A 26,420-nucleotide genomic window follows, 5' to 3' on the forward strand; every position below is an offset into this window, starting at 1 on the left:
GCGGGGAAGCAAGCTTCCCCCCGCTGCCGCTCGACTTGCATGTGTTAGGCCTGCCGCCAGCGTTCAATCTGAGCCATGATCAAACTCTTCAATTAAAAGCTTGATTTGCTAAGTTAATAGCGTGCTCAAAGATTTACTGCATGAATTTTACTTCAGTTAGTCACTCTTCAAGACTTGATATTTTTTTGCACCCGAAGGTGCTGGATATCATCTTGTGAGTGCCCACACAGATTGTCTGATAAATTGTTAAAGAGCGTCGCCGGCGATAAACTCGCTGGCGTGGGCTGCGTATACTACGCTTTTAGCCCGAAGAGTCAAGCGTTTATTTCGCTTTCGTCTTGCTGACCCGGCGGCTTGTCAGTCGTTGTTCCCGGTCAGTGGAGGCGCATTATAGGGACTTCCCGGCAGCCTGCAACCCCTAATTGAAAAAAAACTGTCAAACGAATATAAAAACGCCAAAAAGCCCCTAATGGCGCATTAATTCACCGGAAAACGTTCGTTTTTAGCCCACCACACCGGTAAAGACCGTTAAAGCGATAAAAGAAAAGGGAGCGATTGCTCGCTCCCTTCTAATTCACTTGCAGCCTGGCAGTTATTGTTTAGCCACAATATGCTCGTTTTCGACATCCAGCGTTACCGGTTTGCCCGGCAACAATTTCCCGGACAGTATCTGCTGTGCCAGCGGGTTTTCGATCTCTTGCTGGATAGCGCGTTTCAACGGCCGCGCACCATAGACAGGATCGTAACCAATCTTGCCCAACAGTTCCAAAGCCGGCGTGGTCATGGTGACTTCGTAACCACGTTCTTCCAGGCGTTTATACAGGCGAGCCAGTTGGATCTTGGCAATCGCGGCAATATGTTTCTGGCCGAGCGGATGGAAGACCACCACTTCATCAATACGGTTGATGAATTCCGGGCGGAAATGATGGCTGACCATTTCCATCACGGATTCTTTCATCTGCGCATAGTTCATCTCGCCAAAGTGCGCCTGAATCAGATCGGAGCCGAGGTTGGATGTCATGATCACCACCGTATTACGGAAATCAACGGTTCGGCCCTGGCCATCCGTCAGGCGGCCGTCGTCCAAAACCTGCAGCAGGATGTTGAACACATCCGGGTGCGCTTTCTCTACCTCATCAAGCAGGATCACCGAGTAAGGTCTGCGGCGCACCGCTTCGGTCAGATAACCGCCTTCCTCATAGCCGACGTAGCCCGGAGGCGCACCCACCAGCCGAGACACGGAATGTTTCTCCATAAACTCGGACATGTCGATACGCACCATCGCATCGTCGCTGTCGAACAGGAACGACGCCAGCGCTTTACACAGCTCGGTTTTCCCCACCCCGGTTGGCCCCAGGAACAGGAAAGAACCGATCGGCCGGTTGGGATCCGACAGGCCTGCGCGGCTACGGCGAATCGCGTTGGAAACGGCGTTCACCGCTTCATCCTGGCCGATCACACGTGAATGCAGTTCCTGTTCCAGACGCAACAGTTTATCGCGCTCACCTTCCAGCATTCTGGCTACCGGGATCCCGGTGGCTTTCGCCAGCACTTCGGCGATCTCGGCGTCGGTAACGCGATTGCGCAGCAGCTTCATGGTTTTGCCTTCGGCGTTGGTCGCCGCGGCAAGCTGTTTTTCCAGCTCAGGAATTTTACCGTATTGCAGTTCGGACATACGCCCCAGATCGCCCACACGGCGTGCCTGCTCAAGGCTTATCTTGGCTTGCTCAAGCTCCGCTTTAATATTCTGGGTGCCAGACAACGAAGCCTTCTCTGCTTTCCACTCGTCTTCAAGCTCAGCGTATTCACGCTCTTTCTGATCCAGCTCGCCACTCAGCATTTCCAGGCGCTTCTTACTGGCGTCGTCAGATTCTTTGTTCAGCGCCTGCTGTTCCAGTTTCAGTTGGATGATACGGCGTTCAAGCCTATCAAGCGCTTCCGGCTTAGAGTCCATCTGCATACGGATGCTGGATGCAGCTTCATCGATCAGATCGATGGCTTTATCCGGCAACTGGCGATCGGCGATATAGCGGTGCGACAACGTTGCGGCAGCCACGATGGCCGGATCGGTAATCTGTACATGATGGTGCAACTCATAGCGTTCTTTCAGGCCGCGCAGAATAGCGATGGTGTCTTCAACGCTGGGCTCAGCCACAAACACTTTCTGGAAACGCCGCTCAAGCGCCGCATCCTTCTCAATATACTGGCGGTATTCGTCAAGCGTGGTGGCGCCAACGCAGTGCAGTTCACCACGGGCCAGCGCAGGTTTGAGCATATTACCGGCATCCATTGCGCCGTCGCCTTTACCTGCCCCGACCATGGTGTGCAATTCGTCGATGAACAGGATGACGCTGCCTTCCTGTTTAGCCAGATCGCTCAATACGGCTTTCAAACGCTCTTCAAACTCACCGCGGTATTTCGCCCCGGCGATCAGCGCCCCCATATCCAGCGACAGTACGCGTTTATGCTTTAGCCCTTCCGGCACTTCGCCGTTAATAATACGCTGGGCCAACCCTTCAACGATCGCGGTTTTACCCACGCCAGGCTCACCGATCAACACCGGGTTGTTCTTGGTTCTGCGCTGCAGCACCTGGATGGTACGGCGGATTTCTTCATCACGGCCGATAACCGGATCCAGTTTCCCCTGCTCCGCGCGCTCGGTAAGATCAATGGTGTATTTCTTCAATGCCTGCCGTTGATCTTCCGCACCTTGCTCATTCACACTTTCCCCCCCGCGCATCTGCTCGATGGCCTTACTGATTTTGTCGGCCGTTGCGCCGGCAGCTTTGAGCAAATCGGTCAGCGCGCCGCGATCTTCCAGCGCAGCCAACACAAACAGCTCAGAAGAAATGAATTTGTCCGCACGTTTTTGCGCCAGCTTATCGCACAGGTTCAGCACCCGGACAAGTTCATGGGATGGTTGAACGTCGCCGCCGGTACCTTCAACCTGCGGCAAACGGGATAACGCCTGTTCGAGCTCGGTGCTTACACGGCCTGCATCGATACCGGCAGAAGTTAACAGTGGGCGAACCGTGCCCCCTTCCTGTGCGAGCAAAGCGCTCATCAGGTGTAACGGTTCAATAAACTGGTTGTCGCGCCCAAGGGCCAGGGATTGGGCATCGGCGAGGGCAAGCTGGAATTTGTTGGTAAGACGATCCAGACGCATAACACCTCCAATACAGGTCAGAATTGCTACTGGAGATTAAATGAGGTCATCCCTCAAATTTTCAAGGTTATTCCAACACTTTATTATGAGTACCACGTTATGCGTCAGTGGATCGTCCTAATTCAATAGGTTATATCAGCCAGATTAAACTTGCCATACGCCCGGTGATTCCATCGCGCCGGAAAGAGAAAAATTGGCGGCTTTCCATCACGGTACAACGCCCTCCGCCGTATACGGCAGTGACCCCGGCACGCCCCAGGCGCTGGCGCGCCAGTTGGTAAATATCGGCCAGGAATTTATCGCCGTGGGGTGTAAACGCCGCTGCGGCCTGGGGATCAACCGCAATAAACGCGGCGCGAACCTCTGCCCCAACTTCAAAGCGTTGCGGCCCAATGGCCGGCCCCAGCCAGACGGAAATGTCGCCCGGCCGGGCAGCAAAAGCGGCCACGGTATTTTCCAGCACGCCATGGCATAACCCGCGCCAGCCGGCATGGGCGGCGGCCACTTCATCACCAGAGCGTGAGCAAAACAACACCGGCAGGCAATCTGCCGTCATCACCGCACACACCTGCCCAACCTGGCGCGTGTAAACCGCGTCTGCACGCACATCCTGCGGCGGCGTGCCGTCCAGGTGCAGCACACGGGTACCATGCACCTGTTCGAGCCATACCGGCATCTGCGGCAATGCCGCCCCCGCCACCAGGCGCGCGCGATTAGCCGCCACCGCCTGGGCATCATCGCCCACGTGTGTCCCGAGGTTGAGTGAATCATAAGGCGGGCGGCTGACACCGCCATGCCGGGAAGTAGCACAGGCTCGCACCCTTTTAGGGTGCGGCCAGTCGGGCACGATGAGTGAATCCATCACCAATCCATCTGCTCTTTGAACGCTTCAGTATCCGCTTTCAGCGCATCCACCAGATCGACCATGTCTTGCGGCAACGGCGCATGCCATTCCATTTGAATCCCGCTGATCGGGTGGTACAAGCGCAGCATGGTGGCATGCAGCGCCTGGCGATCAAAACCGCGCAGGGTGTGAATGAACGCCTCCGATGCCCCTTTCGGCGGGCGCGGGCGGCCACCGTAGAGCGGATCGCCCACCAGCGGATGATTGATATGCGACATATGAACGCGGATCTGGTGCGTACGCCCGGTTTCCAGCCGCAGCCGCAGGCGGGTATGGGCGCGGAAATGCTCCATAATACGGTAGTGGGTCACCGCCGGTTTACCCATCGGGTGCACGGCCATATGGGTGCGTTTGGTTGAGTGGCGAGCAATCGGCTCCTCCACCGTGCCACCGGCGGTCATGGTGCCGATCGCCACCGCTTCATACTCACGGGTAATTTCCCGCGCCTGCAGCGATTCCACCAGCCGGGTCTGCGCCGGCACGGTTTTCGCCACCACCATCAGCCCGGTGGTGTCTTTATCCAGGCGGTGCACAATGCCGGCACGCGGCACGTCGGCAATGGCCGGGAAGTGATAGAGCAGCGCATTCAGCACCGTCCCATCCGGGTTGCCGGCGCCGGGGTGCACCACCAGATCGCGCGGCTTGTTGATCACCAGGATGTCGCTGTCTTCATAGACGATATCCAGCGCGATATTCTGCGGTTCCCAACGTGCGTCTTCTTCTATCTGTGCATCAATGGCGACCGTCTCCCCGCCCAGCACCTTCTCTTTCGGCTTGTTTATCGTTTTGCCATTGACCTGAACCCGATCTTCCAGGATCCAATCTTTTATGCGAGATCTTGAATAATCAGGGAACAATTCGGCCAAAGCCTGATCTAAACGTTGTCCGAGTTGAGATTCGGCCACCGTTGCGGTGAGTTGTACTTGTTGTGCCATATGCAGCTTCTTCGTTAACGTTGGGTTTTCACGGCGATGCCGTTTAATATAATGTGCTATTGTAACTGGTCTTTGTCGGGAGCTTAACGGTCAGTCTCCCGGAATAACACCCTGAGGATAATCAAAACGTCATGACGCGTATGAAATATCTGGTGGCGGCAGCCACGTTGAGCCTGGCGCTGGCAGGTTGCTCCAGCTCCAAGGATACGGTTCCCGACAACCCGCCTTCGGAAATCTATGCTAACGCCCAACAAAAACTACAGGACGGTAACTTCAAGGGTGCTATTACGCAACTCGAAGCGTTAGATAACCGCTATCCTTTCGGGCCATACTCCCAGCAGGTTCAGTTGGATCTGATCTATGCCTACTACAAATCTGCCGATCTGCCACTGGCACAAGCGTCTATCGATCGCTTTATGCGCCTGAACCCAACGCACCCAAACATCGATTACGTGATGTATATGCGCGGTCTGACGGATATGGCGCTGGATGACAGTGCGCTGCAGGGCTTCTTTGGCGTCGATCGTTCCGACCGCGATCCGGAGCACGCACGTGCTGCGTTCCGTGATTTCAGCCAGTTGATCCAGCAGTATCCGAACAGCCAGTACGCGACCGATGCGCAAAAACGTTTGGTGTTCCTGAAAGATCGTTTATCCAAATACGAACTTTCCGTTGCGCAATACTACACCAAACGCGGCGCTTACGTCGCGGTTGTTAACCGTGTAGAACAGATGCTGCGTGATTTCCCGGATACCAAAGCGACCCGTGACGCACTGCCGCTGATGGAAAATGCCTATAAGCAACTGCAGTTGAACGGCCAGGCCGATAAGGTCGCGAAGATTATTGCCGCCAACCCGGCTTAACATCTCCGGTGGCAAGACACAAAAAACGGCAGCCTTCAGCTGCCGTTTTTTATTCTGCCGACGCACCCAAAGCGGGCTATACACCTTAATAAAAACAGGCTATTAGCGCTATACGCGGCAAAGTTATCCCATCAATAATGCGCGATCCGGCACCAAGACTCAAGCGCTGTATGCAGGTTTCAACAGCCAAATCACAGAACGCGTGCAATTGACAAAAAGTGACAAAAAAATGTGATCTCCATCACGCATTTAAGCAAAAACACAGGTATGCTGAAGTTATCCAAAGACGGAAAGACACAAGAGGTAAGTTATATGACAGTCAACATTACCAGCAAACAAATGGATATCACCCCCGCCATCCGCAATCATGTCGAAGACCGTCTTACCAAACTGGATAAATGGCAAGCTCAACTCATTAACCCGCATATCGTTTTATCCAAAGAGCCTCAGGGTTTTGTGGCCGACGCCACCATCACTACGCCAAACGGCCCGCTGGTCGCCAGCGCAAAACACGATGATATGTACGCTGCGGTTAACGAGCTGATCGCAAAACTTGAACGCCAGTTGAACAAGGTTCAGCACAAGGGCGAAGCGCGCCGTGCCGCCGCCAGCGTAAAAGATATCGTCCCGGAAGTGGAACCGGAACAGAAATAACCTTCTCACGAACATCATGCATCAAACCCGCTTCGGCGGGTTTTTTGTTGACACAGGGAAAAGCCAGCGGTTAACTTACCCCTGAGCGATAAACCACTGGGCACCCTATGGCACACAAACCGTTTTTCTTTGCATTCTTTTTTACCTTCCCCTGATTGGGAGGCGTTTCGTCGTGTGACAAAGAATGCAAAGACGAACAGCAAAGCCTCCTGAAACAGGGGGCTTTTTTTATGGCTATTCGATAACAAATTAATAAAAACACAAGGCAAAGCTGACTATGACTGACAACCCGTTACTTGCGCTGCGCGAACGCATCAGCGCGCTGGACCTGAAACTGCTGGCGCTGCTGGCGGAACGCAGGAAACTGGCGATTGAGGTGGGCAAAACCAAACTACACTCCCACAACCCGATCCGCGACAAAGAACGCGAGCGCGATCTGCTTGATACGCTGGTTAAGGCCGCTAAACCCCACGGCCTTGACGGATTTTATGTCACCCGCCTGTTCCAACTGATCATCGAGGATTCCGTTCTGACGCAACAGGCGCTATTGCAGCAGCAGCTCAACGCCACCAGCCAACACACTGCGCGTATTGCCTTCCTCGGCCCGAAAGGCTCTTATTCACATTTGGCTGCCCGCCAGTATGCCGCACGCCATTTTGAGCAGTTGATCGAGCATGGCTGCCACAAGTTCCAGGATATCTTCACCCAGGTGGAAACCGGGCAAGCCGATTACGGCATATTGCCGATTGAAAATACCAGTTCCGGCTCAATTAATGACGTCTATGATCTGCTGCAGCACACTAGCCTGGCGATTGTCGGCGAACTGAGCAACCCGATTAACCACTGCGTGTTGGTATCCGGTGATACCGATCTCAGCCAGATAGAAACCGTTTACAGCCATCCACAGCCTTTCCAACAGTGCAGCCAGTTCATCAACCGCTTCCCACATTGGAACATCGAGTACTGCGAAAGCACCGCGGCGGCGATGGAGAAAGTCGCTAACCTGAATTCACCCAACGTAGCGGCGCTGGGCAGCGAGGCCGGCGGCGCGCTGTATAACCTGCAGGTGTTGGAACATAACCTGGCAAACCAGCAGCAGAACATTACGCGCTTCATCGTGCTGGCACGCAAAGCGATAGAGGTTTCCGATCAGGTGCCGGCGAAAAGCACGCTGATCATGGCCACCGGCCAGCAATCGGGGGCATTGGTGGAAGCGCTGCTGGTGCTGCGCGAAAACGGCATCATTATGACCAAGCTGGAATCACGGCCCATCAACGGCAACCCGTGGGAAGAGATGTTTTATATTGATGTGCAAGCCAACCTGCGCTCGGAGGCGATGCAAAAGGCGCTTAAGGATTTGGCGCCCATTACCCGTTCCCTGAAAGTGCTGGGCTGCTACCCCAGTGAAAACGTGGTGCCCGTCAACCCATCCTAAAGACAAAAAGGGGTTTGGCATTGCCAAACCCCTTTTTACACAACACTAATTACTGGCGGCTGTCGTTAGCCTGCCGCAGCAGCGAACGGCTCTCCACCAGGAAGTGCTGGGCGTAATCACCGAACCAGTGTTCCACTTTCTGGAAGCTTTCAATAAACGCCTGCTTATCACCATGTTCAAGCAACGCAATCGCTTCGCCGAAACGCTGGTAATAGCGTTTAATCAACGCAATGTTCTCTTCCGAAGACATGATGATGTCGGCATACAACTGTGGATCCTGCGCAAACAGCCGGCCCACCATCGCCAGCTCCAGCCGATAAATGGGTGAGGAGAGCGCCAGCAACTGTTCCAGCCGCACGTTCTCTTCCGCCAGATGCAGCCCGTAAGCGAAAGTCGCAAAGTGGCGTAGAGCCTGAATAAACGCCATGTTCTGATCGTGCTCAACGGCGCTGATGCGGTGCAACCTGGCGCCCCAAACCTGCAGTTGTTCCAGCAGCCATTGATAAGCTTCCGGCTGACGCCCATCGCAATAGACCACGACCTGCTTGGCGATACTGCCGACATCCGGCCCAAACATCGGGTGCAAGCCAAGCACCGGCCCGCCATGCACTGCCAACATAGCCTGCAACGGCCGGTTCTTCACGGAGGCCAGATCGACCAGGATGCAGTCATCCGGCAGCTTCGGCAAACGCGCGATCACCTGTTCCGTCACGTGGATCGGCACGCTGACGATCACCATACCCGCATCCGCCAGTAGCGTTTCCGCTTGCGGCCAATCCTGCTGTTCCAGCACTTTTACCTGATAACCGGAAAGCGACAGCAGGCGGTTGAACAACCGCCCCATCTGGCCATCGCCGCCAATAATCACGATCGGCCGCAGTTGAGGGCACAACGCCTTGAAGCCTTTGTCATTTTCACTGGTGTAGGACTCGCGCATCAGCCGGCGCAGCACGTCTTCAATCAGATCTGGCGGCACCCCCAGAGCTTCGGCCTCTTTACGGCGTGAAGCTAGCATTTCCGCTTCCCGTTCCGGAACATACACCGGCAAACCATAGCGGCTTTTGACCTCACCAACTTCTGCCACCAGATGCAGGCGTTTTGCCAGCAGATCCAGCAACGCTTTATCTACATCGTCAATTTGATCGCGCAATGCGGTCAGTTCAGCCACCATAAATCACTACTCTCCAGTGCGGGCCGTCAGCGCCGCGCCGAGCTCCTGATGCATTTGGCGCAGCAGCGTTTCCGTGTTTTCCCAGCTAATGCAAGCGTCGGTGACGGATACGCCATAGCGCATCTCGGCACGCGGCATCTCAGAAGACTGGTTGCCCTCATGCAAATGACTTTCCAGCATAATGCCGGTGATCGAACGGTTACCCGCTTTAATTTGCTCAACCACGGATGCCGCTACCAGCGGCTGACGGCGATAATCTTTATTCGAGTTGCCATGGCTGCAATCTACCATTAAGGACGGGCGGAGTCCCGCGTCCTGCATCTGTTTTTCACATGCGGCAACGTGCTCCGCGCTGTAATTCGGCTCTTTACCGCCGCGCAGAATCACATGCCCATTCGGGTTGCCGTGGGTTTGCAGCAGGCAAACCTGCCCCGCCTGGTTGATCCCCACAAAGCGGTGCGGCATCGCGGCGGCGCGCATCGCATTAATCGCCGTGCTCAGGCTGCCATCGGTGCCATTTTTAAAACCGACCGGCATCGAGAGGCCCGAAGCCATTTCACGGTGCGTTTGCGATTCCGTGGTGCGCGCCCCGATCGCTGACCAACTGAACAGATCGCCCAGATATTGCGGGCTGTTCGGATCCAATGCTTCCGTCGCCAACGGCAACCCCATGTTGACCAGATTCAGCAGCAGGCGACGCGCAATCTGTAGGCCGGCCTCAATATCAAATGAGCCGTCCATATACGGATCGTTGATCAAGCCTTTCCAGCCGACGGTCGTTCTGGGTTTTTCAAAATAGACGCGCATAACGATATACAGCTGATCGCTCAATTCAGCTGACAGGGTTTTCAAACGACGTGCGTAATCCAGCGCGGCGTCCGGATCGTGAATGGAACATGGGCCGCAAACCACCAGCAGGCGATGATCGCGCCCCTGCAAAATATTGGCGATGGTCTGGCGCGCCGTCGTGATAGCCGATTCATCATTGGCGGTCAGCGGGAGTTGCCCTTTCAGCTCTTCGGGGGTGAGCATGACCTGTTCGGCACTGATGTGTACGTTATTGAGCGCGTCTTTTTGCATGATGCTAGTCCTGTCGTGTGCTGTTATGCGTGAGCGTGTTTGAAACATTGAACGTTACTGGGCTATACCTTATCACGCGTTGTAAAGATTTCAATCCATTTGGTGTAAATAAAAAATTACCACACCAAGACAAGTAGAGCGAAACCAACACCACACAACAAAATAATGTTATTTATCATTAAACTAATCAATATCATCACTTTAAAAAATGACCATATGCTTTTGACTGCGCCAGCAAAAAAACACCTTAAAGTAAATATAAGTTTACACACGCATTGGCAAATGGAACCGATATGCGTTTTTAGCGCTAAGCGGCTCCCCGCCTAAACGGGTAAAACGGCAAGCTCTTCATGCCATGAGTAGAAGAAAAATGCATAAGTGAAGATGAAAAATGAATAAGTTAAGCTAACTATGGCTATTTTTGTCGCAATTACGAATCGCTATAATACGTTGGCAATCACTCATCACTTTTAACAGACTGGATCCAAAATGCTCTCTTTACGCGTTCGTCGCGCTATCCCGTTGTATATTAGCTGCCTCACCGCTTTCGCCAGTATTCCCTCTTTCGCAGACAATACGCTGTTCACCGCGATGGATGACCCGGCAACCGCGAAGAAGCCATTTGAAGGCAATGTACAGGCGGGTTATAACGCGCAATCCGGTAACTCGGAAAACTCCTCGCTGCTGGCGAACAGTTCACTGACCTGGTTCAATACCTCTACGGCCTATAGCCTGTGGGGAGCCGCCAACAACACCACCTCCTCCAACGTTCGCTCAAGCGAAAAATATCAGGTGGGCGGACGTACCCGTTACAACATGACTGAGCGTAACTACCTGTTCGGCCAGGCTAACTGGCTGAACGATCGCTTTGCCGGTTATGATTCACGTTCGACGCTCACCGTGGGTTACGGGCGCCAGGTGCTGAATGGCCCAGTGCACGATCTGCGTCTCGAATTCGGTCCCGGTGTACGCCACGACGAATATCACGGCGGCGGCCGCAGCACCAAAGCGCTGGCTTACGGGGCCGCAAACTATACTTATCAGTTGACCGATACCACCAAGTTCACCGAAGGCCTTTCCGCTTTGGCCAACGAAGACGTGACCCTGAACTCGGAAACGGCGCTGAACGTCGCGATCAATGAAAAATTCTCGCTGCGCCTGGCCTACACGGTGACCTATAACAATAACCCGCCGGCTTCTGCACCAAAGAAAACCGACACCACCACCTCGGTAACGTTGGTTTACGGCCTGTAATTCCTCTTCTTTCCTGTAAAGCCCACTCCGGTGGGCTTTTTTTATGCCTGAAATTTGCCGTTTCTCCGTGGCTAAAAAGTTTGTGATTTCATGGTTGACCTATTTAGCAAATTGCTTAATACTGGATATATATACAGTATATTTATTGGGAGGAAAATATGACAGGCAACTACTGCGGCAAGCTCCCATGGTCGATAACGCTGATGAACGCCGTTTCTCAGGGCGATACAGGATATGCGTTATGGAAAAAATGACTTCATTGATTACCTATGCCATGGCGCTGTTTCTCGCCTGGCTTGGCAAGCTTTCACCACAGGATATCGCCTTTCTGGTGGGCTCTGCGGTGGGCATTGGCACCTTCCTCGTCAACTGGTACTACCGGCGCAAAAACTACCAGTTACTGAAAGAAATCCAACGAAATGCAGCCGCCAGGAGGATCTACGATGAACTCAATCGCTAAACGATGCAGCACTGCCACTATTCTGGTTTTGGTGGCAACGCTGCCTCAGTTTGATCAATTGAAAACGTCACAGGCGGGCCTGATGCTGATCGCCAATTTTGAAGGCTGCCAACTGACAGCTTACCAGTGCGATGCGGATATCTGGACCCGCGGTATCGGCCATACGCTCGACGTTCTCCCCGGCCAAACGGTGACCCGTAAGCGGGTAGCAAAAGACTTCTTGGCGGACGTTCGCCATGTGGAGAGAGGGATGGCGGTCTGTTTACCGGCTGATATGCCGCAGGAAATCTACGACGCGGTGATCGCGTTTGCCTTCAACGTTGGCGTACACGCCGCCTGCCATTCGACCATGATGCGTTTTTTACAACAGCGGCAATGGCACAAAGCGTGCAATCAGCTGCCGCGATGGGTGTATGTGCTGGGGATAAAAAGCAAGGGATTGGAACGACGGCGGGCGGCAGAGCGCACACTATGCCTGCGCGGCGCCAGACGAGCAGCAGCCAACCAACGTCAGGCCGTGAAAAACACCGGCAATGGAAATGTTCCGGCGCCCATGTTGCTTGCTAAACCCGCAATCTACTGAATTGGTTCAAACACAAAATTTTTTTAATTATCTATCAAGGGGGTTCCTATGATGCATTGTCCACTGTGCGGTAACGTGGCCCATACCCGCTCCAGCCGTTACCTCAGCAACTCAACCAAAGAGCGCTATCACCAGTGCCAAAATATTCATTGCAGTTGCACTTTCGCTACCCATGAATCAGTTGCGCGGGTGATCGCCAAACCGAGCGAGAGCGTTGTGGTGCAACCTCAGCGCCCGGCGGCGGGGAAACAACCGAGCGCCAGCACGGTGTAATCAATGGCTAAACGGCCAAAAAAAGGGGCTTACCATAACGGTAAGCCCCAGATAATTATTAACTTTTGGATGCAGCGTTAGCTGTATCTTAGTTAAGACGCTCTTTGATACGAGCAGCCTTACCAGTACGCTCACGCAGGTAGTACAGTTTGGCTTTACGAACGGCACCACGACGTTTAACAGTAATGCTGTCGATTACTGGGGAGTGAGTCTGGAATACACGCTCAACACCTTCGCCGTTGGAAATCTTACGAACAGTGAATGCAGAGTGCAGACCGCGGTTACGGATAGCGATAACCACGCCCTCGAATGCCTGCAGACGTTTTTTGCTACCTTCAACGACCCATACCTTAACTTCCACGGAATCACCCGGACGGAATGCAGGTACGTCTTGCTTCATCTGCTCTTGTTCAAGTTGCTTGATAATGTTGCTCATAATATGTCTCTTACCCTAGGTAAACTGATATATCGGTCTCGCCTGCGTATCAGGCGTTCCCTTCATGGTCCTGTTGCTCGGCCTGATGTTCCCGTTGAAACTCAGCCAGCAACACCGTTTGCTCGTCAGTCAGAGCTAGGCTTTCTAGAAGTTCAGGTCTTCTAAGCCAGGTTCGGCCCAGCGACTGCTTCAAGCGCCAGCGACGTATTTCGGCATGGTTGCCCGACAGCAGAACCGGCGGTACTTCCATCCCTTCCAACACTTCAGGGCGGGTATAATGTGGGCAGTCCAGCAATCCATCGACAAAAGAATCTTCTTCTGCAGACGCCTGATGGCCCAGCACACCCGGTATAAACCGAGCGACTGAATCGATCAGCGTCATTGCCGGCAGTTCCCCACCGCTGAGAACGTAATCGCCGATTGACCATTCTTCGTCAATTTCGGTTTGGATCACGCGCTCATCAACCCCTTCATAACGGCCGCACACCAGAATAATTTTCTGGTTGGCCGCCAGTTCACACACGCCGGTTTGATCCAGCCTGCGCCCCTGAGGTGAAAGATAAATCACCTTTGCGCCTTCACCTGCCGCTGCTTTGGCTGCGTGGATGGCTTCCCGCAAGGGTTGCACCATCATCAACATCCCTGGGCCGCCGCCGTATGGGCGATCGTCCACGGTGCGATGCCGATCGTAGGTGAAGTCTCGCGGACTCCAACACTGCACGCTCAGCAGGCCATTTTTTACTGCCCGGCCCGTCACTCCGTAATCGGTAATGGCGCGAAACATTTCAGGAAACAGGCTCACAATACCAATAAACACAAGCCAATCCCCATTTGTCTATTCCACGACCCCAGACCGTTAAAGCCGGAGATCAAAAACCAGGATCCCAATCTGCCTCAATCATCTTGGCAGCGAGATCGACTTTCTTGATAACCTGCCCATGAAGAAACGGAACCAGCCGCTCCTTCATACCGAATGCATCTTTCAGGTTTGCTTTTACAACCAGCACATCGTTGGATCCGGTTTCCATCATATCGATGACTTTACCCAGATCATAACCGGCGGGCGTCACTACCTGGCAGCCCATCAGGTCTTTCCAGTAGTAGTCATCGCCATCCAGTTGAGGCAGTTGTTCAGAATCCACTACAATTTCGCAATTGGTCAGCAGATTCGCCGCATCACGATCGTCAACACCTTTAATTTTGATGATCATGTCCTGATTGTGGCGCTTCCAGCTTTCCAGCTCGATATGCTGCCACTGACCCGCCTTCTGGATAAACCAGGGCTGATAGTCAAAAATGCTTTCAGCGTTCTCGGTGGATGAAAACACTCTGAGCCAACCACGAATGCCGTAACTAGAACCCATTTTGCCGAGAACTATCGGCTGGTTGGGCACTGCCGGTTTGAGTTGCTTGCTCATTGCCACCACCGCGACAGATTAAGCTGCTTTCTTAACGTCTTTGATCAGCGCAGAAACGCGATCAGAAACGGTTGCACCCAGGCCGATCCAATGTTCGATGCGGTCCAGGTCCAGACGCAGTGCTTCAGCCTGACCTGCTGCGATCGGGTTGAAGAAGCCTACGCGCTCGATGAAACGACCATCACGCGCATTGCGGCTGTCGGTCACTACTACTTGATAGAACGGACGCTTTTTAGCGCCGCCACGTGCCAAACGAATTGTTACCATAACATCCTCTTTAGTTAATAAAACAGCCGGGCCCCATCGAGGAACGGGGCCCGGTTGCAATATAAAAAGCCCGAAAATTTTACTCATTTTGGCGCAAAAAGCAATCTAAAGCGTCGATTGCGGCCAACAAGTTTTGCAGCCAGTCAAATTTCGGGCGTTTTTACCGCGAACGGTAATTCAACAAACGCGTGCGCCAACGCAGCGCGCACGCCTTAGCGGCCAGGGAAACCCGGCGGCATCATGCCTTTCATGCCGCGCATCATCTTCGCCAAACCGCCTTTTTTCATTTTCTTCATCATGCGCTGCATTTCATCAAACTGCTTCAGCAGGCGGTTGACGTCCTGCACCTGCATGCCGGAACCCATGGCAATACGGCGCTTACGTGAACCTTTGATGATTTCCGGCTTGGCGCGCTCCTTCATCGTCATCGAGTTGATGATCGCCTCCATCCGCACCAGCACTTTGTCGTCCATCTGCGACTTCACGTTGTCCGGCAGTTGGCCCGCGCCCGGCAGCTTGCTGAGCATGCTGGCCATCCCGCCCATGTTGCGCATCTGTTTTAGCTGCTCCAGGAAGTCGGTCAGATCGAAACCGTCGCCCTTCTTCAGCTTGTTAGCCAGCTTTTCCGCCTGCTCGCGATCAACCTTGCTTTCAATATCTTCGATCAACGACAGAACATCGCCCATGCCCAGAATACGCGAGGCGACGCGATCGGGGTGGAAAGGTTCCAGCGCTTCAGTCTTTTCACCCACGCCAAGGAACTTGATCGGCTTGCCGGTGATATGGCGAATAGAAAGCGCCGCACCGCCGCGCGCGTCACCGTCAACCTTGGTCAGCACCACGCCCGTCAGCGGCAAAGCTTCATTAAAGGCTTTGGCGGTGTTCGCCGCATCCTGGCCGGTCATCGCATCAACCACAAACAGCGTTTCCACCGGGTTGATCGCCGCGTGCACCTGCTTGATTTCGTCCATCATCGCTTCGTCAACGTGCAAGCGGCCGGCGGTATCGACGATCAGAACATCGTAGAACTTCAGCTTCGCCTGCTGCAGCGCGCGATTTACGATATCAAGCGGTTTGTCTTGGGCATCCGACGGGAAGAAATCCACACCGACGCCCTCTGCCAGGGTTTCCAACTGTTTAATCGCCGCAGGGCGATACACGTCGGCAGAAACCACCAGCACTTTTTTCTTCTGCTTTTCCTTCAGGAATTTACCCAGCTTACCGACGCTGGTGGTTTTACCCGCCCCCTGAAGGCCGGCCATCAGCACCACGGCCGGCGGCTGCGCGGCCAGGTTCAGCTCGGTATTCACCTCTCCCATCGCGGCAATCAGTTCGTTCTTGACGATCTTGACGAACTCCTGCCCCGGGGTCAGGCTTTTGTTGACTTCATGGCCGACGGCGCGCTCTTTGACGCGGTTGATAAAATCACGCACCACCGGCAAGGCGACGTCCGCCTCAAGCAGGGCCATACGAACTTCACGCAGGGTATCTTTGATATTTTCTTCGGTCAGCCGCCCACGGCCGCTGATATTGCGCAGTGTGCGCGACAATCGATCGGTTAAATTTTCAAACATCGTCTCATGCTCAACGTAAAGACAGGCCGCAGTGGCGACACAATTGCGGCGATTATAACACGAAGCCAACGCGATCTCTGCCTCAGCGTTGGAGATAGGTTGGAGCAAGCGGCATGCAAGGCTATACTGGCAATCTGATTAACCATGCCGATGTTCAAATTAAACGCTATGCCAGTATTCTCCATTGCGGCTATAACGGCCTATCTGATCAGCCTTGGGCTGATCATCCCCAGCCTACTGAGAAAGAACAGCGCATACCGTCGGCTTGCTTTGATTTCAGCCGTGGCGGCATTAGTTTGCCATGCCATTGCCCTGCAGCAGCGGATCTTCGATGTCAGCACCGGGCAAAATCTTAGCCTGCTCAATATCGGCGCCATCGTCAGTCTGATTATCTGTACCGTGATGACCATCGTCGCTTCGCGCAATCGCGGCTGGTTCCTGACGCCGATCGTGTATACCTTTGCCATGATTAACCTGGCGTTTGCCAGCTTCATGCCGGGGGAGTTCATTACCCATCTGGAAGCGACGCCAGGGCTGCTGGTGCACATTGGGCTGGCGCTGTTCTCCTACGCGACGCTGATTATTGCTGCGCTCTATGCGCTGCAGTTAGCCTGTCTGGATTACCTGCTGAAAAACAAAAAGCTCACCTTCAGCGCCGATATGCCGCCGCTGATGAGCATTGAGCGCAAAATGTTTCATATCACCCAGATCGGCGTAGTTTTGCTGACTCTGACGCTGTGCACCGGCCTGCTGTACATGGATAACCTGTTCAGCAAGGAAAATGTTCATAAAGCGGTGCTCTCCATTATGGCGTGGTTTATCTATATCGTGCTGCTGTGGGGCCACTACCACGAAGGCTGGCGCGGGCGGCGCGTCGTCTGGTTCAGCTTTGCCGGCGCTTTTTTGCTGACGCTGGCTTATTTTGGCAGCCGACTGATTCAGGAAGTGATGGTACGCTAAAATAGCATAGCGTCCGCTTTTGGTTCGTCCTCACACCACCGTGTATGGGGCTATCTTCATCCGCCTATAAGGAATACAACGTTGGAGCACGTTTCGACAGGGACCCTCATCATTACCTTGGTGATCATGATCGTGGTCTCCGCTTACTTTTCTGCGTCAGAAACCGGCATGATGACGCTCAACCGCTATCGCTTGCACCACCAATCGAAAAGCGGCAACCGCGCTGCGCGCCGGGTTGAAAAACTGCTGCAGAAGCCGGATCGCCTGATTGGCCTGGTGCTGGTGGGCAACAACCTGGTTAACATTCTGGCTTCGGCGCTGGCGACCATCGTTGGTATGCGGCTGTACGGCGATTTCGGAGTGGCCATCGCCACCGCCGTATTGACGCTGGCCGTGTTGCTGTTCGCCGAAGTGCTGCCCAAAACCTTCGCCGCGCTGTACCCGGAACGTATCGCCTTCCCCAGCAGCGTGCTGTTGGCGCCATTGCAAAAGGTGATGTTCCCGCTGGTCTGGTTGCTTAACTGCATCACTAGCCTGGTTTTACGCGCCTTCGGCATTCGCACCAACGTGCGCGTAAACGATGCGGTCAGCAAAGAAGAATTGCGCACCATCGTCACGGAATCCCAGGCCCAGATTTCACGCCGCAATCAGGACATGCTGATTTCGGTTCTGGATCTGGAAAAGGTGTCGGTGAACGACATCATGGTGCCGCGCAATGAGATTGTCGGCATTGACGTCAACGGCGAGTGGAAATCCATCATGCGCCAGCTTACCCACTCGCCGCATGGCCGCATTGTGCTTTACCGCGATTCGCTGGACGATGCCATTGGCATGCTGCGGGTACGCGAAGCCTATCGCCTGATGACTGAGAAGAAAGAGTTCAATAAAGAAAACCTGTTGCGCGCAGCCGATGAAATTTACTTTGTGCCGGAAGGCACCCCGCTCAACGTACAGTTGGTGAAGTTTCAGCGCAATAAAGAGAAAGTGGGCATCGTGGTGGATGAATACGGCGATATTCAGGGGCTGGTGACGGTCGAGGATATTTTGGAAGAGATCGTCGGCGACTTCACCACCTCCATGTCACCCACGCTGGCCGAAGAGGTCAACCCGCAGGGCGACGGCTCGGTGCTGATCGACGGCACGGCCAACGTCCGTGAATTAAACAAGGCCTTCAACTGGAACCTGCCGGCGCACGAAGCAAGAACCATTAACGGTATGCTGCTGGAAGCCTTAGAGGATATCCCTAGCGCCGGCACATGCGTGCGCATCGGGCTGTATGATATTGAAATCCTGGACGTGCAAGACAACATGGTCAAACACGTGCGGGTTATCCCGCTCCGCCCGTTGCAAGCCAGCGTGCAAGGGCATTGATCGCCGACCCCGGAAGAAAGAAAAAAGACGCGAGCAACCGCGTCTTTTTTTTATTTAAGGCACAAAACGCACAGGATTAAATGTGCAGTTCTTTCAGCGTCTCTTTCGGCAATGCCAGTTCGTCATTGTGGTTAATCACCACGTCATGATCCAGAATGTGCTGAGCGATTTCCTGCGCCTCTTTCAGGGAGTGCATGTGGTAAGTACCACACTGATACTCATTCAACTCTGGAATTTTGCGCTGGTCAGTGACTTTCAGCACGTCCGCCATCGCCGCCTTCCAGGCCTTAGCAACACGTTGCTCATCCGGCACGCCAATCAGGCTCATATAAAAGCCGGTACGGCAGCCCATCGGTGAAATATCGATAATTTCAACGCCCTGGCCATTTAGATGATCACGCATAAAGCCGGCAAACAGGTGCTCCAGCGTATGGATGCCACGCTCTGGCATCACTTCCTTGTTAGGGATACAAAAACGCAAATCGAACACGGTGATGGTATCGCCATGAGGCGTCTTCATGGTCTTCGCAACGCGAACAGCCGGAGCTGCCATGCGAGTATGGTCTACGGTAAAGCTATCCAGCAGTGGCATTTCGTCGCCTCCTCGTACAATCGTATCTGTTTAAGAATTTTTTTAGCTACCAGGGAAACCTTTTCCAAGCCTGCGAGTCTGAATATGTGAAAGACGCGCATTTGTTATCATCATCCCTGTCATCAGAGATGTATATTTGGCCACAGTGATGTGGCCTTTTTCTTTTCAGCCCCCGCCGTTAACCTGCAGGAACTGTTCAAAGCTTAGCGTATCGCTGGCTTCTTTGTTGCGCTGGCGCTGCCATGAAGCCACCTGTTCGGCATTAAAATCCGCTTCCGTCAGGATTTCCAGCGGTTCTTCAATCAGCATATCTCGGTACTGACTTGCCAGTTCCAGGCCCACCCGCCCGGCGCCTTTTTCCTGCATAACCTTCAGGATACGTGCGGAATAGGTTAAATCAGGATCGTCAAACGCGGCTACCAGCGCATCACAGGCCTGCTGATACTGCCGATCCCCGGCGTCATTATCCAACACTTCAGCAACGCGGCGTAAGTCGGCAAACAACGCTTTCCCTACCTGGTCCAATGGTTTGGTGGTATCTCCGCAACCAAAACCGATGGTCTGGCCCGGTTTGCGCCCTTCCAGTATGACCCGGTTCCAGTTTGTGCGCGTACATAGCAACTCATCGCTGCTCATTTCCGGCGCATCCGCCAACGCACACCATACCAAGAACAGATCGAGGAAACGCGCCTGCACCGCATCAACGCCTATTGGCGAGAAGGGGTTGATATCCAGTGAGCGGACTTCAATGTACTCAATACCGCCGCGCAGCAAAGCATCCGACGGCGTTTCACCGCTTTTTGTGACGCGTTTAGGGCGGATCGGCGCATACAGTTCGTTTTCAATCTGCAGCACATTGCTATTGAGCTGCAAATAACGATCGTCGCCCTGGCTTTTCACGCCTAATTTGGCGAACTCTTCAGAAGGCGTGACGATCGCTTTCTTTAACCCGGCGACGTAGGTATGCAGATCGTTAAACGTAATACCCAGGTTACTTTGCGATTTGTTGGTGTAGCCCAAATCACTCAGCCGCAGTGACGTTGCATACGGCAAGTAAAGCGCTCCGCTGTCGGTTCGTTCGAACGGCAGCGCAGTTTCACGCCCTTGCAGGAACGAGGAGCAAATCGCCGGCGAAGCGCCAAACAGATAGGGGATCACCCAGCCAAACCGGTAATAATTGCGGATCAGGCGGAAATAGCCTGCGGAGATCTGTTCTTTGCCGCTTTCTTCATCTTTTACCCCTGCCCACGCCTGCCAGAAAGCCAGCGGCAATGAGAAGTTGTAATGCACGCCGGAAATGACCTGCATCAGTGCGCCATAACGGTTCTTCAACCCTTCGCGATACAGCGTTTTCATCCGGCCAATATTTGAAGAGCCATACTGGGCCAGTTCAATATCCTGCTCGGCGCTGATGAAGCACGGCATGCTCAGTGGCCACATGCGCTCTTCGCCCAGATTCCGCGCCACGTGGCGGTGGATATCGCGCAGGAACGTCAGCATGTGTTCGATATTGTCATCAACCGGCGTAATGAACTCTAACAGCGCCTCGGCGAAGTCTGTGGTAATCCATTGATGCGTTAATGCCGCACCCAGTTTCTCTGGATGCCCAGTCGTGGCGAGCGTACCGTCTGCGGTGACCCGCAGTGTTTCCCGCTCAATGCCACGCTGGATCCCTTTTAAAGCATGGGGATGGCTTTCCAACCAAGAAAGCGCTTGTGATACGTCCGGGATCAAATCGACCTCCCGCTGATAAAAGAATAACTCGTAAGCATACTGAATCTGCACCCGAGAGAATATTGAGTTATATTCATTTCGTTAATGCCACCAGGCAATTCCCTGCAACGTTATCACCGCCAGGACGATATAACGCAACGCTTTTCCAATGCACAGAAACAGCGCGACAGGGCCCCATGGCATCCGCAGCCAGCCTGCCAACACGCACAATACATCGCCGACGACCGGCATCCAACTGAGCAATAGCGCAACTGGCCCAAGGCGTTGCAGCCAATACTGTGCTATTCCCAGCCCCGGCTGGGCCTTCAACGCGGGCAACAGACGCCCAATAATGACGTTTGTCAGCCCACCAAGCGTATTCCCCAGGGTAGCGGCCAATACCAACCACTCGGGTTGCGTAACGCCGTTTGCCAGCAAGGCGACTAATACAATTTCCGAGTTTCCCGGTAACAGGGTCGCACTTAGGAAACTGCTGCCGAACAATGATACGAGAGCTAGCGTACTACTCACAGCGCCCGAACGTCCACCACTGCCATACCGGCGCGTTGCGCAGCCTGAATACCGAAATCGGCATCTTCAAACACAACGCATTTTTCAGGCGGTACGCCAATCAGCCCCGCACAGCGTAGAAAGGTATCTGGCTCTGGCTTATGACGCGTAACGTCGTCGGCGCCCACAATAGCATTGAAATATGGCAATAGCCCCAAATGGCGCAGCAACATCTCGGCCATACGATGTTCACTGCCTGTGCCTACGGCCATTGGCCGGCGGCCATGATAAGCCTTTACCACGTCAATTAACGGCAACGGGCGAACCGTGTCCAACAGCATGGCTTCGACAACCTGCGTTTTCTCTTTCGCCAGCGCATGAGGGTCAAGATCCGCGCCCTGGCTTTCAATCAACGCCTGCGCAATCCGCCAGGTCGGCGAACCATTTAACGGGATGACTTTTTTTTCATCAAATACCATGCCGTACCGTGCCAAAACATCGTGCCATGCCTGGCGGTGCGTAGGCTCGGTATCCAAAATCGTCCCGTCCATGTCAAAGATCAGACCCTGGAAATGATCGTACATTGTCGCCCCATGCGTATTAAATGAAAGTCATCTACTTTAGCGTAAAGCGGAGAAATTGTCGCTGCATGTGCGGAGGGGGAAGTGCCAAGCGGTTAGCATGGTGGTGAAAAAGCAAAAAACCCGCCGAAGCGGGTTTTTCTGATAGGGCGTATTCAGGAGGATGACTTGGTGCTAACGCCTTGCCCTGTGGGCCGTTGCTGAAACAACGCCATCTTCCCTAAAACACGTCTTGTTTACCACACGAATGCGGATTGTTCTTCGCGATACGTGAGGTTAAATATGGTGCATCCAGGAGGATTCGAACCTCCGACCGCTCGGTTCGTAGCCGAGTACTCTATCCAGCTGAGCTATGGATGCACAGAATTTCTTTTTGATACCGTATGGCACGTTGTTGCTACCCACCATACTGCAAAATATGGTGCATCCAGGAGGATTCGAACCTCCGACCGCTCGGTTCGTAGCCGAGTACTCTATCCAGCTGAGCTATGGATGCACAGAACTTCTTTTTGATACCGTATGGTACGTTGTTACTACCCCACCATACTGCAAAATATGGTGCATCCAGGAGGATTCGAACCTCCGACCGCTCGGTTCGTAGCCGAGTACTCTATCCAGCTGAGCTATGGATGCAAATGGCGGTGAGGCGGGGATTCGAACCCCGGATGCAGCTTTTGACCGCATACTCCCTTAGCAGGGGAGCGCCTTCAGCCTCTCGGCCACCTCACCAAACGCCTCTTTCGAGTGTGCGATAAAAACTTTTGTTAAAGCTCATCGGCACTGCGTGGCGCACATATTACTTTCCCCGCCTTATAAGTCAAACAATTTTTCCCAACTCACTGCCGTTTGCACAATTCCCACGCAACATGGGCACTTTCACGGCAAAATGGGAATATTATCAACAGGCAACGGCGGATGAACGGGGAAAAAAGATGAACGGCAATAACAGAAAGCAGGGAGTAACGGCAAGGGGATGCCCCAACAGGCAAAAGTCGTGGACAGCGCCTCGCTTAAACAACGAGACGCTGTTCAGAAATCAGTAAGTCGTCTGCTGAGACTTTTCGGCCTGGATACGCTGATAGATTTCTTCGCGGTGAACAGACACCTCTTTGGGAGCATTCACGCCAATACGTACCTGATTGCCCTTTACTCCTAGCACTGTGACCGTTACCTCATCGCCAATCATGAGGGTTTCACCAACTCGACGAGTCAGAATTAGCATTCTTTGCTCCTTGGTATATTAAAAGAGTCGGGTCTCTCAGTTTCCCGGCCATTATCCATCATATATGGTGAAAACGTAAGCCATGACATTAACAATGGATGTTAATGAGCTTGATATCACCGCAGCTAATGGTAAGTCTAGCCGACTTGAAAAACTTTGTTCCCGTAAGTGTAACAACAATGTAGCAGCACAGTAATGAAATGCCATAAACAACAACTGTTTATAGCATTTCCTTGTACTATTTATTTATATTTCACAGTTTTGAAGCAACCCAAGCCTCTACGCTGCCCAGCGCCGCAGGCAACGCATTAACATCGCTCCCGCCTGCCTGCGCCATATCCGGGCGGCCCCCGCCTTTGCCGCCAACCTGCTGTGCGACATTGCCAATCAGCTCGCCGGCTTTAACCCGGTCGGTCAGATCTTTGGTCACGCCGGCAATCAGGCTGACCTTATCATCCGCAACCGTAGCCAGCACGATAATCGCCGATCCCAACTGATTTTTCAGATCGTCAACCATCGTCCGCAGCATTTTCGGCTCAACGTTGTTTAACTCGCTCACCAGGAGCTTAACGCCATTAACCAGCTTGGCCTTGCTCGACAACGATGCGCTTTCCTGCGCTGCGGCCTGATCTTTCAACTGCTGCAGTTCTTTTTCCAGCAAGCGGGTACGTTCCAGCACGCCGCGCACTTTATCAGCCAGCGTGTTGCTGTCGCCTTTCACCAACTGGGCAACGTTGTGGAGCAGATCACTTTGCTGATGCAGCGAAGCGATAGCGCCCTCGCCAGTCACCGCTTCAATACGGCGAATACCAGCTGCAGTACCGGATTCGCTCATGATGCGGAACAGACCGATATCGCCCGTACGCCCGGCGTGGGTGCCACCGCACAGTTCGGTGGAGAAATCGCCCATGGTCAGCACACGAACATTCTCGTCATACTTCTCGCCAAACAACGCCATGGCGCCTTTTTCTTTCGCCTTGTCCAGCGCCATGATTTCAGTCTGCACCGGGAGGTTACGGCGCACCTGCTGATTGACCAGATCTTCAACCGCGCGGATCTGTTCCGGCTTCATCGCTTCAAAGTGCGAAAAGTCGAAACGCAGGTATTTGTCATTCACCAACGAGCCTTTCTGCGCAACGTGCTCACCCAGGATCTGGCGCAGCGCGGCATGCAGCAAGTGCGTCGCCGAGTGGTTCAGGCGAATACGGTTACGGCGAGCGACATCAATCACCGCATCAACGGCTTCGCCAACCTTCAACGCCCCTTGCGCCAACTGGCCCTGGTGGCCGATGGCCTGCCCGTATTTTTGGCTATCATTAACCACAAAATCACCGGCTGCGGCTTTCAGCACGCCTTTATCGCCAACCTGCCCGCCAGACTCGCCATAGAATGGCGTTTTATCCAGCACCACAACGGCCTCTTCACCCGCGTGAATTTCATCCACCGGTTGGCCGTTACGGAATAAGGCAGTCACTTTGGCCGGTTGTTCGTTATGGCCGTAACCGCAGAACTGGCTGGCGCTATCCACACGGATCACGTTGTTGTAGTCAGCGCCAAAGCCGCTGGACTCACGCGCACGGGAGCGCTGTGCTTCCATCGCGGCTTCAAAGCCGGCTTCATCAACCTTCAGCCCACGTTCACGGCAAACATCTGCCGTCAGATCCAGCGGGAAGCCGTAAGTATCGTAGAGACGGAACGCGGTTTCGCCATCCAGGGTATCCCCCTGCAGTTTGGCCAGCTCGTCATCCAACAGCGCCAGGCCGCGTTCCAGCGTGCGGGCAAACTGCTCTTCTTCCGTTTTCAACACCTGCTCAACCGTCGCCTGCTGGCGCTTAAGCTCGTCAGCGGCTGGCCCCATCACGGCGATCAGCGGCGCAACCAGCTTATAGAAGAAGGTCTCTTTCGCACCCAGCATATTGCCATGGCGGATCGCACGGCGAATGATGCGGCGCAGCACATAGCCACGGTTTTCATTCGATGGGATCACACCGTCGGAAACCAGGAAGGCGCAGGAGCGAATATGGTCAGCAATCACGCGCAGTGATTTATTGTCCAGGTCTGTCGCACCCGTCACTTCCGCAACCGCTTTGATCAGGGTGCGGAACAGATCGATTTCGTAGTTGGAGTTCACATGCTGCAGTACGGCGGAGATACGCTCCAGCCCCATGCCGGTATCAACGGAAGGCTTCGGCAGCGGTTGCATGGTGCCATCGGCCTGACGGTTGAACTGCATGAAAACGAGGTTCCAGATCTCAATATAGCGATCGCCGTCCTCTTCCGGGCTACCCGGAGGGCCACCCCAGATATGGTCGCCGTGATCGTAGAAAATCTCGGAGCATGGGCCACATGGGCCGGTATCACCCATTTGCCAGAAGTTATCGGAGGCATACGGCGCGCCCTTGTTGTCGCCGATGCGAATGATACGTTCCACCGGCACGCCCACCTCATCACGCCAGATGTTGTACGCTTCATCATCGGTTTCATACACCGTGACCCACAGCTTTTCTTTCGGCAGATTAAACCAGCTCGGGCTGGTCAGCAGTTCCCATGCGAAGATAATCGCATCGTGCTTGAAATAATCGCCAAAGCTGAAGTTGCCCAGCATCTCGAAGAAGGTATGGTGGCGGGCGGTATAACCAACGTTTTCCAAATCGTTATGCTTGCCGCCTGCGCGCACGCAGCGTTGCGACGTTGTCGCACGGGAATAGGCACGTTTGTCCAGCCCCAGAAAAACGTCTTTGAATTGGTTCATCCCGGCATTGGTAAACAGCAACGTCGGATCATTGTTAGGCACCAGGGAGCTGCTCGCTACAATCTGGTGACCTTTACTCTGGAAGAAATCGAGAAACGCTTGACGGATCTCAGCGGTGCTCTTGCTCATATTTTTCCCGGAAAGGCAGAATAACGACACGTGAGCAAGAAACTCGACATCCTATGATGGCATCTGGCTCACGAACAAAAAGTGGGGATAAGATAAATTTTCTTCAGAGGGAAGTAA

At 53.8% G+C, this 26,420-nt stretch carries 25 protein-coding genes, 4 tRNA genes, 1 rRNA gene, 1 pseudogene and 1 other annotated feature; of the genes and pseudogenes, 10 read left to right on the forward strand and 21 right to left on the reverse strand.

Annotated features, from left to right (window positions below; all coding sequences use genetic code 11):
* From ABFX35_RS20340 to rluD, 4 genes are all read right to left on the reverse strand, one after another.
* Window positions 1-95: ribosomal RNA gene (locus ABFX35_RS20340) — 16S ribosomal RNA — on the reverse strand; the annotation flags it as partial.
* A gap of 497 nt (window positions 96-592) precedes the next feature.
* Window positions 593-3,166, reverse strand: coding sequence for an ATP-dependent chaperone ClpB (clpB, locus tag ABFX35_RS20345; protein ID WP_346082662.1), 2,574 nt, complete (start codon window positions 3,164-3,166; stop codon window positions 593-595).
* Window positions 3,167-3,296: 130 nt separating this feature from the next.
* The gene (gene yfiH, locus ABFX35_RS20350) at window positions 3,297-4,028 is read right to left on the reverse strand and encodes a purine nucleoside phosphorylase YfiH (protein WP_346082664.1); all 732 of its coding nucleotides are present in this window, start codon (window positions 4,026-4,028) and stop codon (window positions 3,297-3,299) included.
* Entirely contained in the window at window positions 4,028-5,005 is a 978-nt protein-coding gene (gene rluD / locus ABFX35_RS20355) for a 23S rRNA pseudouridine(1911/1915/1917) synthase RluD (protein ID WP_095845897.1), read from the reverse strand. Before rluD ends, yfiH begins: the two co-directional genes overlap by 1 nt.
* A gap of 131 nt (window positions 5,006-5,136) precedes the next feature.
* On the opposite strand from rluD, the gene bamD reads away from it, so the two are divergent.
* From bamD to pheA, 4 genes are all read left to right on the forward strand, one after another.
* Window positions 5,137-5,868, forward strand: coding sequence for an outer membrane protein assembly factor BamD (gene bamD, locus ABFX35_RS20360; RefSeq protein ID WP_279026591.1), 732 nt, complete (start codon window positions 5,137-5,139; stop codon window positions 5,866-5,868).
* A gap of 312 nt (window positions 5,869-6,180) precedes the next feature.
* On the forward strand, window positions 6,181-6,522 hold the full coding sequence (raiA, locus tag ABFX35_RS20365) for a ribosome-associated translation inhibitor RaiA (protein ID WP_095845899.1): 342 nt from the start codon (window positions 6,181-6,183) through the stop codon (window positions 6,520-6,522).
* A 106-nt stretch (window positions 6,523-6,628) separates the two neighbouring features.
* Window positions 6,629-6,754 (forward strand) — a sequence feature (Phe leader region).
* The gene (pheL, locus tag ABFX35_RS20370) at window positions 6,630-6,677 is read left to right on the forward strand and encodes a pheA operon leader peptide PheL (RefSeq protein ID WP_121525945.1); all 48 of its coding nucleotides are present in this window, start codon (window positions 6,630-6,632) and stop codon (window positions 6,675-6,677) included. Its footprint overlaps the feature before it by 48 nt.
* A 45-nt stretch (window positions 6,755-6,799) precedes the next feature.
* Window positions 6,800-7,957: a bifunctional chorismate mutase/prephenate dehydratase gene (gene pheA, locus ABFX35_RS20375; protein WP_279026593.1), complete on the forward strand. Its 1,158-nt coding sequence runs from the start codon at window positions 6,800-6,802 to the stop codon at window positions 7,955-7,957.
* A gap of 49 nt (window positions 7,958-8,006) precedes the next feature.
* Here the strand turns inward: pheA and tyrA are convergent, their stop codons facing one another.
* Entirely contained in the window at window positions 8,007-9,128 is a 1,122-nt protein-coding gene (gene tyrA / locus ABFX35_RS20380; protein WP_279026594.1) for a bifunctional chorismate mutase/prephenate dehydrogenase, read from the reverse strand.
* A gap of 6 nt (window positions 9,129-9,134) precedes the next feature.
* A complete protein-coding gene (locus tag ABFX35_RS20385; RefSeq protein ID WP_346082665.1) occupies window positions 9,135-10,208 on the reverse strand; it encodes a 3-deoxy-7-phosphoheptulonate synthase in 1,074 nt (357 codons plus the stop codon).
* Window positions 10,209-10,697: 489 nt separating this feature from the next.
* Here ABFX35_RS20385 and ABFX35_RS20390 point away from each other — a divergent pair, with 489 nt between their 5' ends.
* From ABFX35_RS20390 to ABFX35_RS20405, 4 genes and pseudogenes are all read left to right on the forward strand, one after another.
* A complete protein-coding gene (locus ABFX35_RS20390) occupies window positions 10,698-11,462 on the forward strand; it encodes a DUF481 domain-containing protein (protein WP_279026597.1) in 765 nt (254 codons plus the stop codon).
* 241 nt (window positions 11,463-11,703) lie between these two features.
* Window positions 11,704-11,922 carry an HP1 family phage holin gene (locus tag ABFX35_RS20395; RefSeq protein ID WP_095845905.1) on the forward strand — a complete coding sequence of 73 codons (219 nt, stop codon included), beginning with the start codon at window positions 11,704-11,706 and terminating at the stop codon, window positions 11,920-11,922.
* A pseudogene (locus ABFX35_RS20400) lies at window positions 11,906-12,406 on the forward strand (lysozyme); the annotation flags it as partial. The gene ABFX35_RS20395 and the pseudogene ABFX35_RS20400, both read left to right, overlap by 17 nt.
* Before the next feature lie 147 nt (window positions 12,407-12,553).
* A complete protein-coding gene (locus ABFX35_RS20405) occupies window positions 12,554-12,778 on the forward strand; it encodes an ogr/Delta-like zinc finger family protein (RefSeq protein ID WP_279026599.1) in 225 nt (74 codons plus the stop codon).
* A gap of 88 nt (window positions 12,779-12,866) precedes the next feature.
* Here ABFX35_RS20405 and rplS read toward each other — a convergent pair whose 3' ends face one another.
* From rplS to ffh, 5 genes are all read right to left on the reverse strand, one after another.
* Window positions 12,867-13,214: a 50S ribosomal protein L19 gene (gene rplS, locus ABFX35_RS20410; protein WP_004955150.1), complete on the reverse strand. Its 348-nt coding sequence runs from the start codon at window positions 13,212-13,214 to the stop codon at window positions 12,867-12,869.
* A gap of 49 nt (window positions 13,215-13,263) precedes the next feature.
* Window positions 13,264-14,031: a tRNA (guanosine(37)-N1)-methyltransferase TrmD gene (trmD, locus tag ABFX35_RS20415; RefSeq protein ID WP_346082668.1), complete on the reverse strand. Its 768-nt coding sequence runs from the start codon at window positions 14,029-14,031 to the stop codon at window positions 13,264-13,266.
* Window positions 14,032-14,083: 52 nt separating this feature from the next.
* Window positions 14,084-14,632, reverse strand: coding sequence for a ribosome maturation factor RimM (rimM, locus tag ABFX35_RS20420; protein ID WP_279026602.1), 549 nt, complete (start codon window positions 14,630-14,632; stop codon window positions 14,084-14,086).
* 18 nt (window positions 14,633-14,650) lie between these two features.
* Window positions 14,651-14,899, reverse strand: coding sequence for a 30S ribosomal protein S16 (gene rpsP, locus ABFX35_RS20425; protein ID WP_279026603.1), 249 nt, complete (start codon window positions 14,897-14,899; stop codon window positions 14,651-14,653).
* A gap of 212 nt (window positions 14,900-15,111) precedes the next feature.
* A complete protein-coding gene (gene ffh, locus ABFX35_RS20430) occupies window positions 15,112-16,473 on the reverse strand; it encodes a signal recognition particle protein (RefSeq protein WP_279026605.1) in 1,362 nt (453 codons plus the stop codon).
* A 168-nt stretch (window positions 16,474-16,641) separates the two neighbouring features.
* On the opposite strand from ffh, the gene ABFX35_RS20435 reads away from it, so the two are divergent.
* Together ABFX35_RS20435 and ABFX35_RS20440 are read left to right on the forward strand one after the other, a co-directional pair.
* Window positions 16,642-17,433, forward strand: a complete 792-nt coding sequence (locus ABFX35_RS20435; protein WP_121553118.1) for a cytochrome C assembly family protein — start codon at window positions 16,642-16,644, stop codon at window positions 17,431-17,433.
* Window positions 17,434-17,514: 81 nt separating this feature from the next.
* Window positions 17,515-18,804: an HlyC/CorC family transporter gene (locus ABFX35_RS20440; RefSeq protein ID WP_346082669.1), complete on the forward strand. Its 1,290-nt coding sequence runs from the start codon at window positions 17,515-17,517 to the stop codon at window positions 18,802-18,804.
* A gap of 76 nt (window positions 18,805-18,880) precedes the next feature.
* Here ABFX35_RS20440 and luxS read toward each other — a convergent pair whose 3' ends face one another.
* The 10 genes from luxS to alaS all read right to left on the reverse strand — a co-directional run bounded on the left by luxS (window position 18,881) and on the right by alaS (window position 26,303).
* The gene (luxS, locus tag ABFX35_RS20445; protein ID WP_095845912.1) at window positions 18,881-19,396 is read right to left on the reverse strand and encodes an S-ribosylhomocysteine lyase; all 516 of its coding nucleotides are present in this window, start codon (window positions 19,394-19,396) and stop codon (window positions 18,881-18,883) included.
* Window positions 19,397-19,561: 165 nt separating this feature from the next.
* Complete coding sequence (gene gshA, locus ABFX35_RS20450) at window positions 19,562-21,130, reverse strand: glutamate--cysteine ligase (RefSeq protein ID WP_346082670.1); 1,569 nt, start codon at window positions 21,128-21,130, stop codon at window positions 19,562-19,564.
* Between the two features lie 81 nt (window positions 21,131-21,211).
* Window positions 21,212-21,640 carry a YqaA family protein gene (locus ABFX35_RS20455; protein ID WP_346082672.1) on the reverse strand — a complete coding sequence of 143 codons (429 nt, stop codon included), beginning with the start codon at window positions 21,638-21,640 and terminating at the stop codon, window positions 21,212-21,214.
* On the reverse strand, window positions 21,637-22,203 hold the full coding sequence (gene yqaB / locus ABFX35_RS20460; RefSeq protein ID WP_279026614.1) for a fructose-1-phosphate/6-phosphogluconate phosphatase: 567 nt from the start codon (window positions 22,201-22,203) through the stop codon (window positions 21,637-21,639). Before yqaB ends, ABFX35_RS20455 begins: the two co-directional genes overlap by 4 nt.
* A 280-nt stretch (window positions 22,204-22,483) precedes the next feature.
* Window positions 22,484-22,560: transfer RNA gene (locus ABFX35_RS20465), tRNA-Arg, on the reverse strand.
* A gap of 59 nt (window positions 22,561-22,619) precedes the next feature.
* Window positions 22,620-22,696 (reverse strand) — tRNA-Arg (locus ABFX35_RS20470).
* Window positions 22,697-22,756: 60 nt separating this feature from the next.
* A tRNA-Arg gene (locus ABFX35_RS20475) sits at window positions 22,757-22,833 on the reverse strand.
* A gap of 3 nt (window positions 22,834-22,836) precedes the next feature.
* Window positions 22,837-22,929 (reverse strand) — tRNA-Ser (locus ABFX35_RS20480).
* A 307-nt stretch (window positions 22,930-23,236) separates the two neighbouring features.
* Window positions 23,237-23,422, reverse strand: coding sequence for a carbon storage regulator CsrA (gene csrA / locus ABFX35_RS20485; RefSeq protein WP_004091602.1), 186 nt, complete (start codon window positions 23,420-23,422; stop codon window positions 23,237-23,239).
* Between the two features lie 253 nt (window positions 23,423-23,675).
* Window positions 23,676-26,303, reverse strand: coding sequence for an alanine--tRNA ligase (gene alaS / locus ABFX35_RS20490; RefSeq protein WP_346082688.1), 2,628 nt, complete (start codon window positions 26,301-26,303; stop codon window positions 23,676-23,678).
* Window positions 26,304-26,420 lie beyond the last annotated feature (117 nt).

It is taken from the genome of Gibbsiella dentisursi (assembly GCF_039539505.1).
Taxonomy (GTDB): domain Bacteria; phylum Pseudomonadota; class Gammaproteobacteria; order Enterobacterales; family Enterobacteriaceae; genus Gibbsiella; species Gibbsiella quercinecans.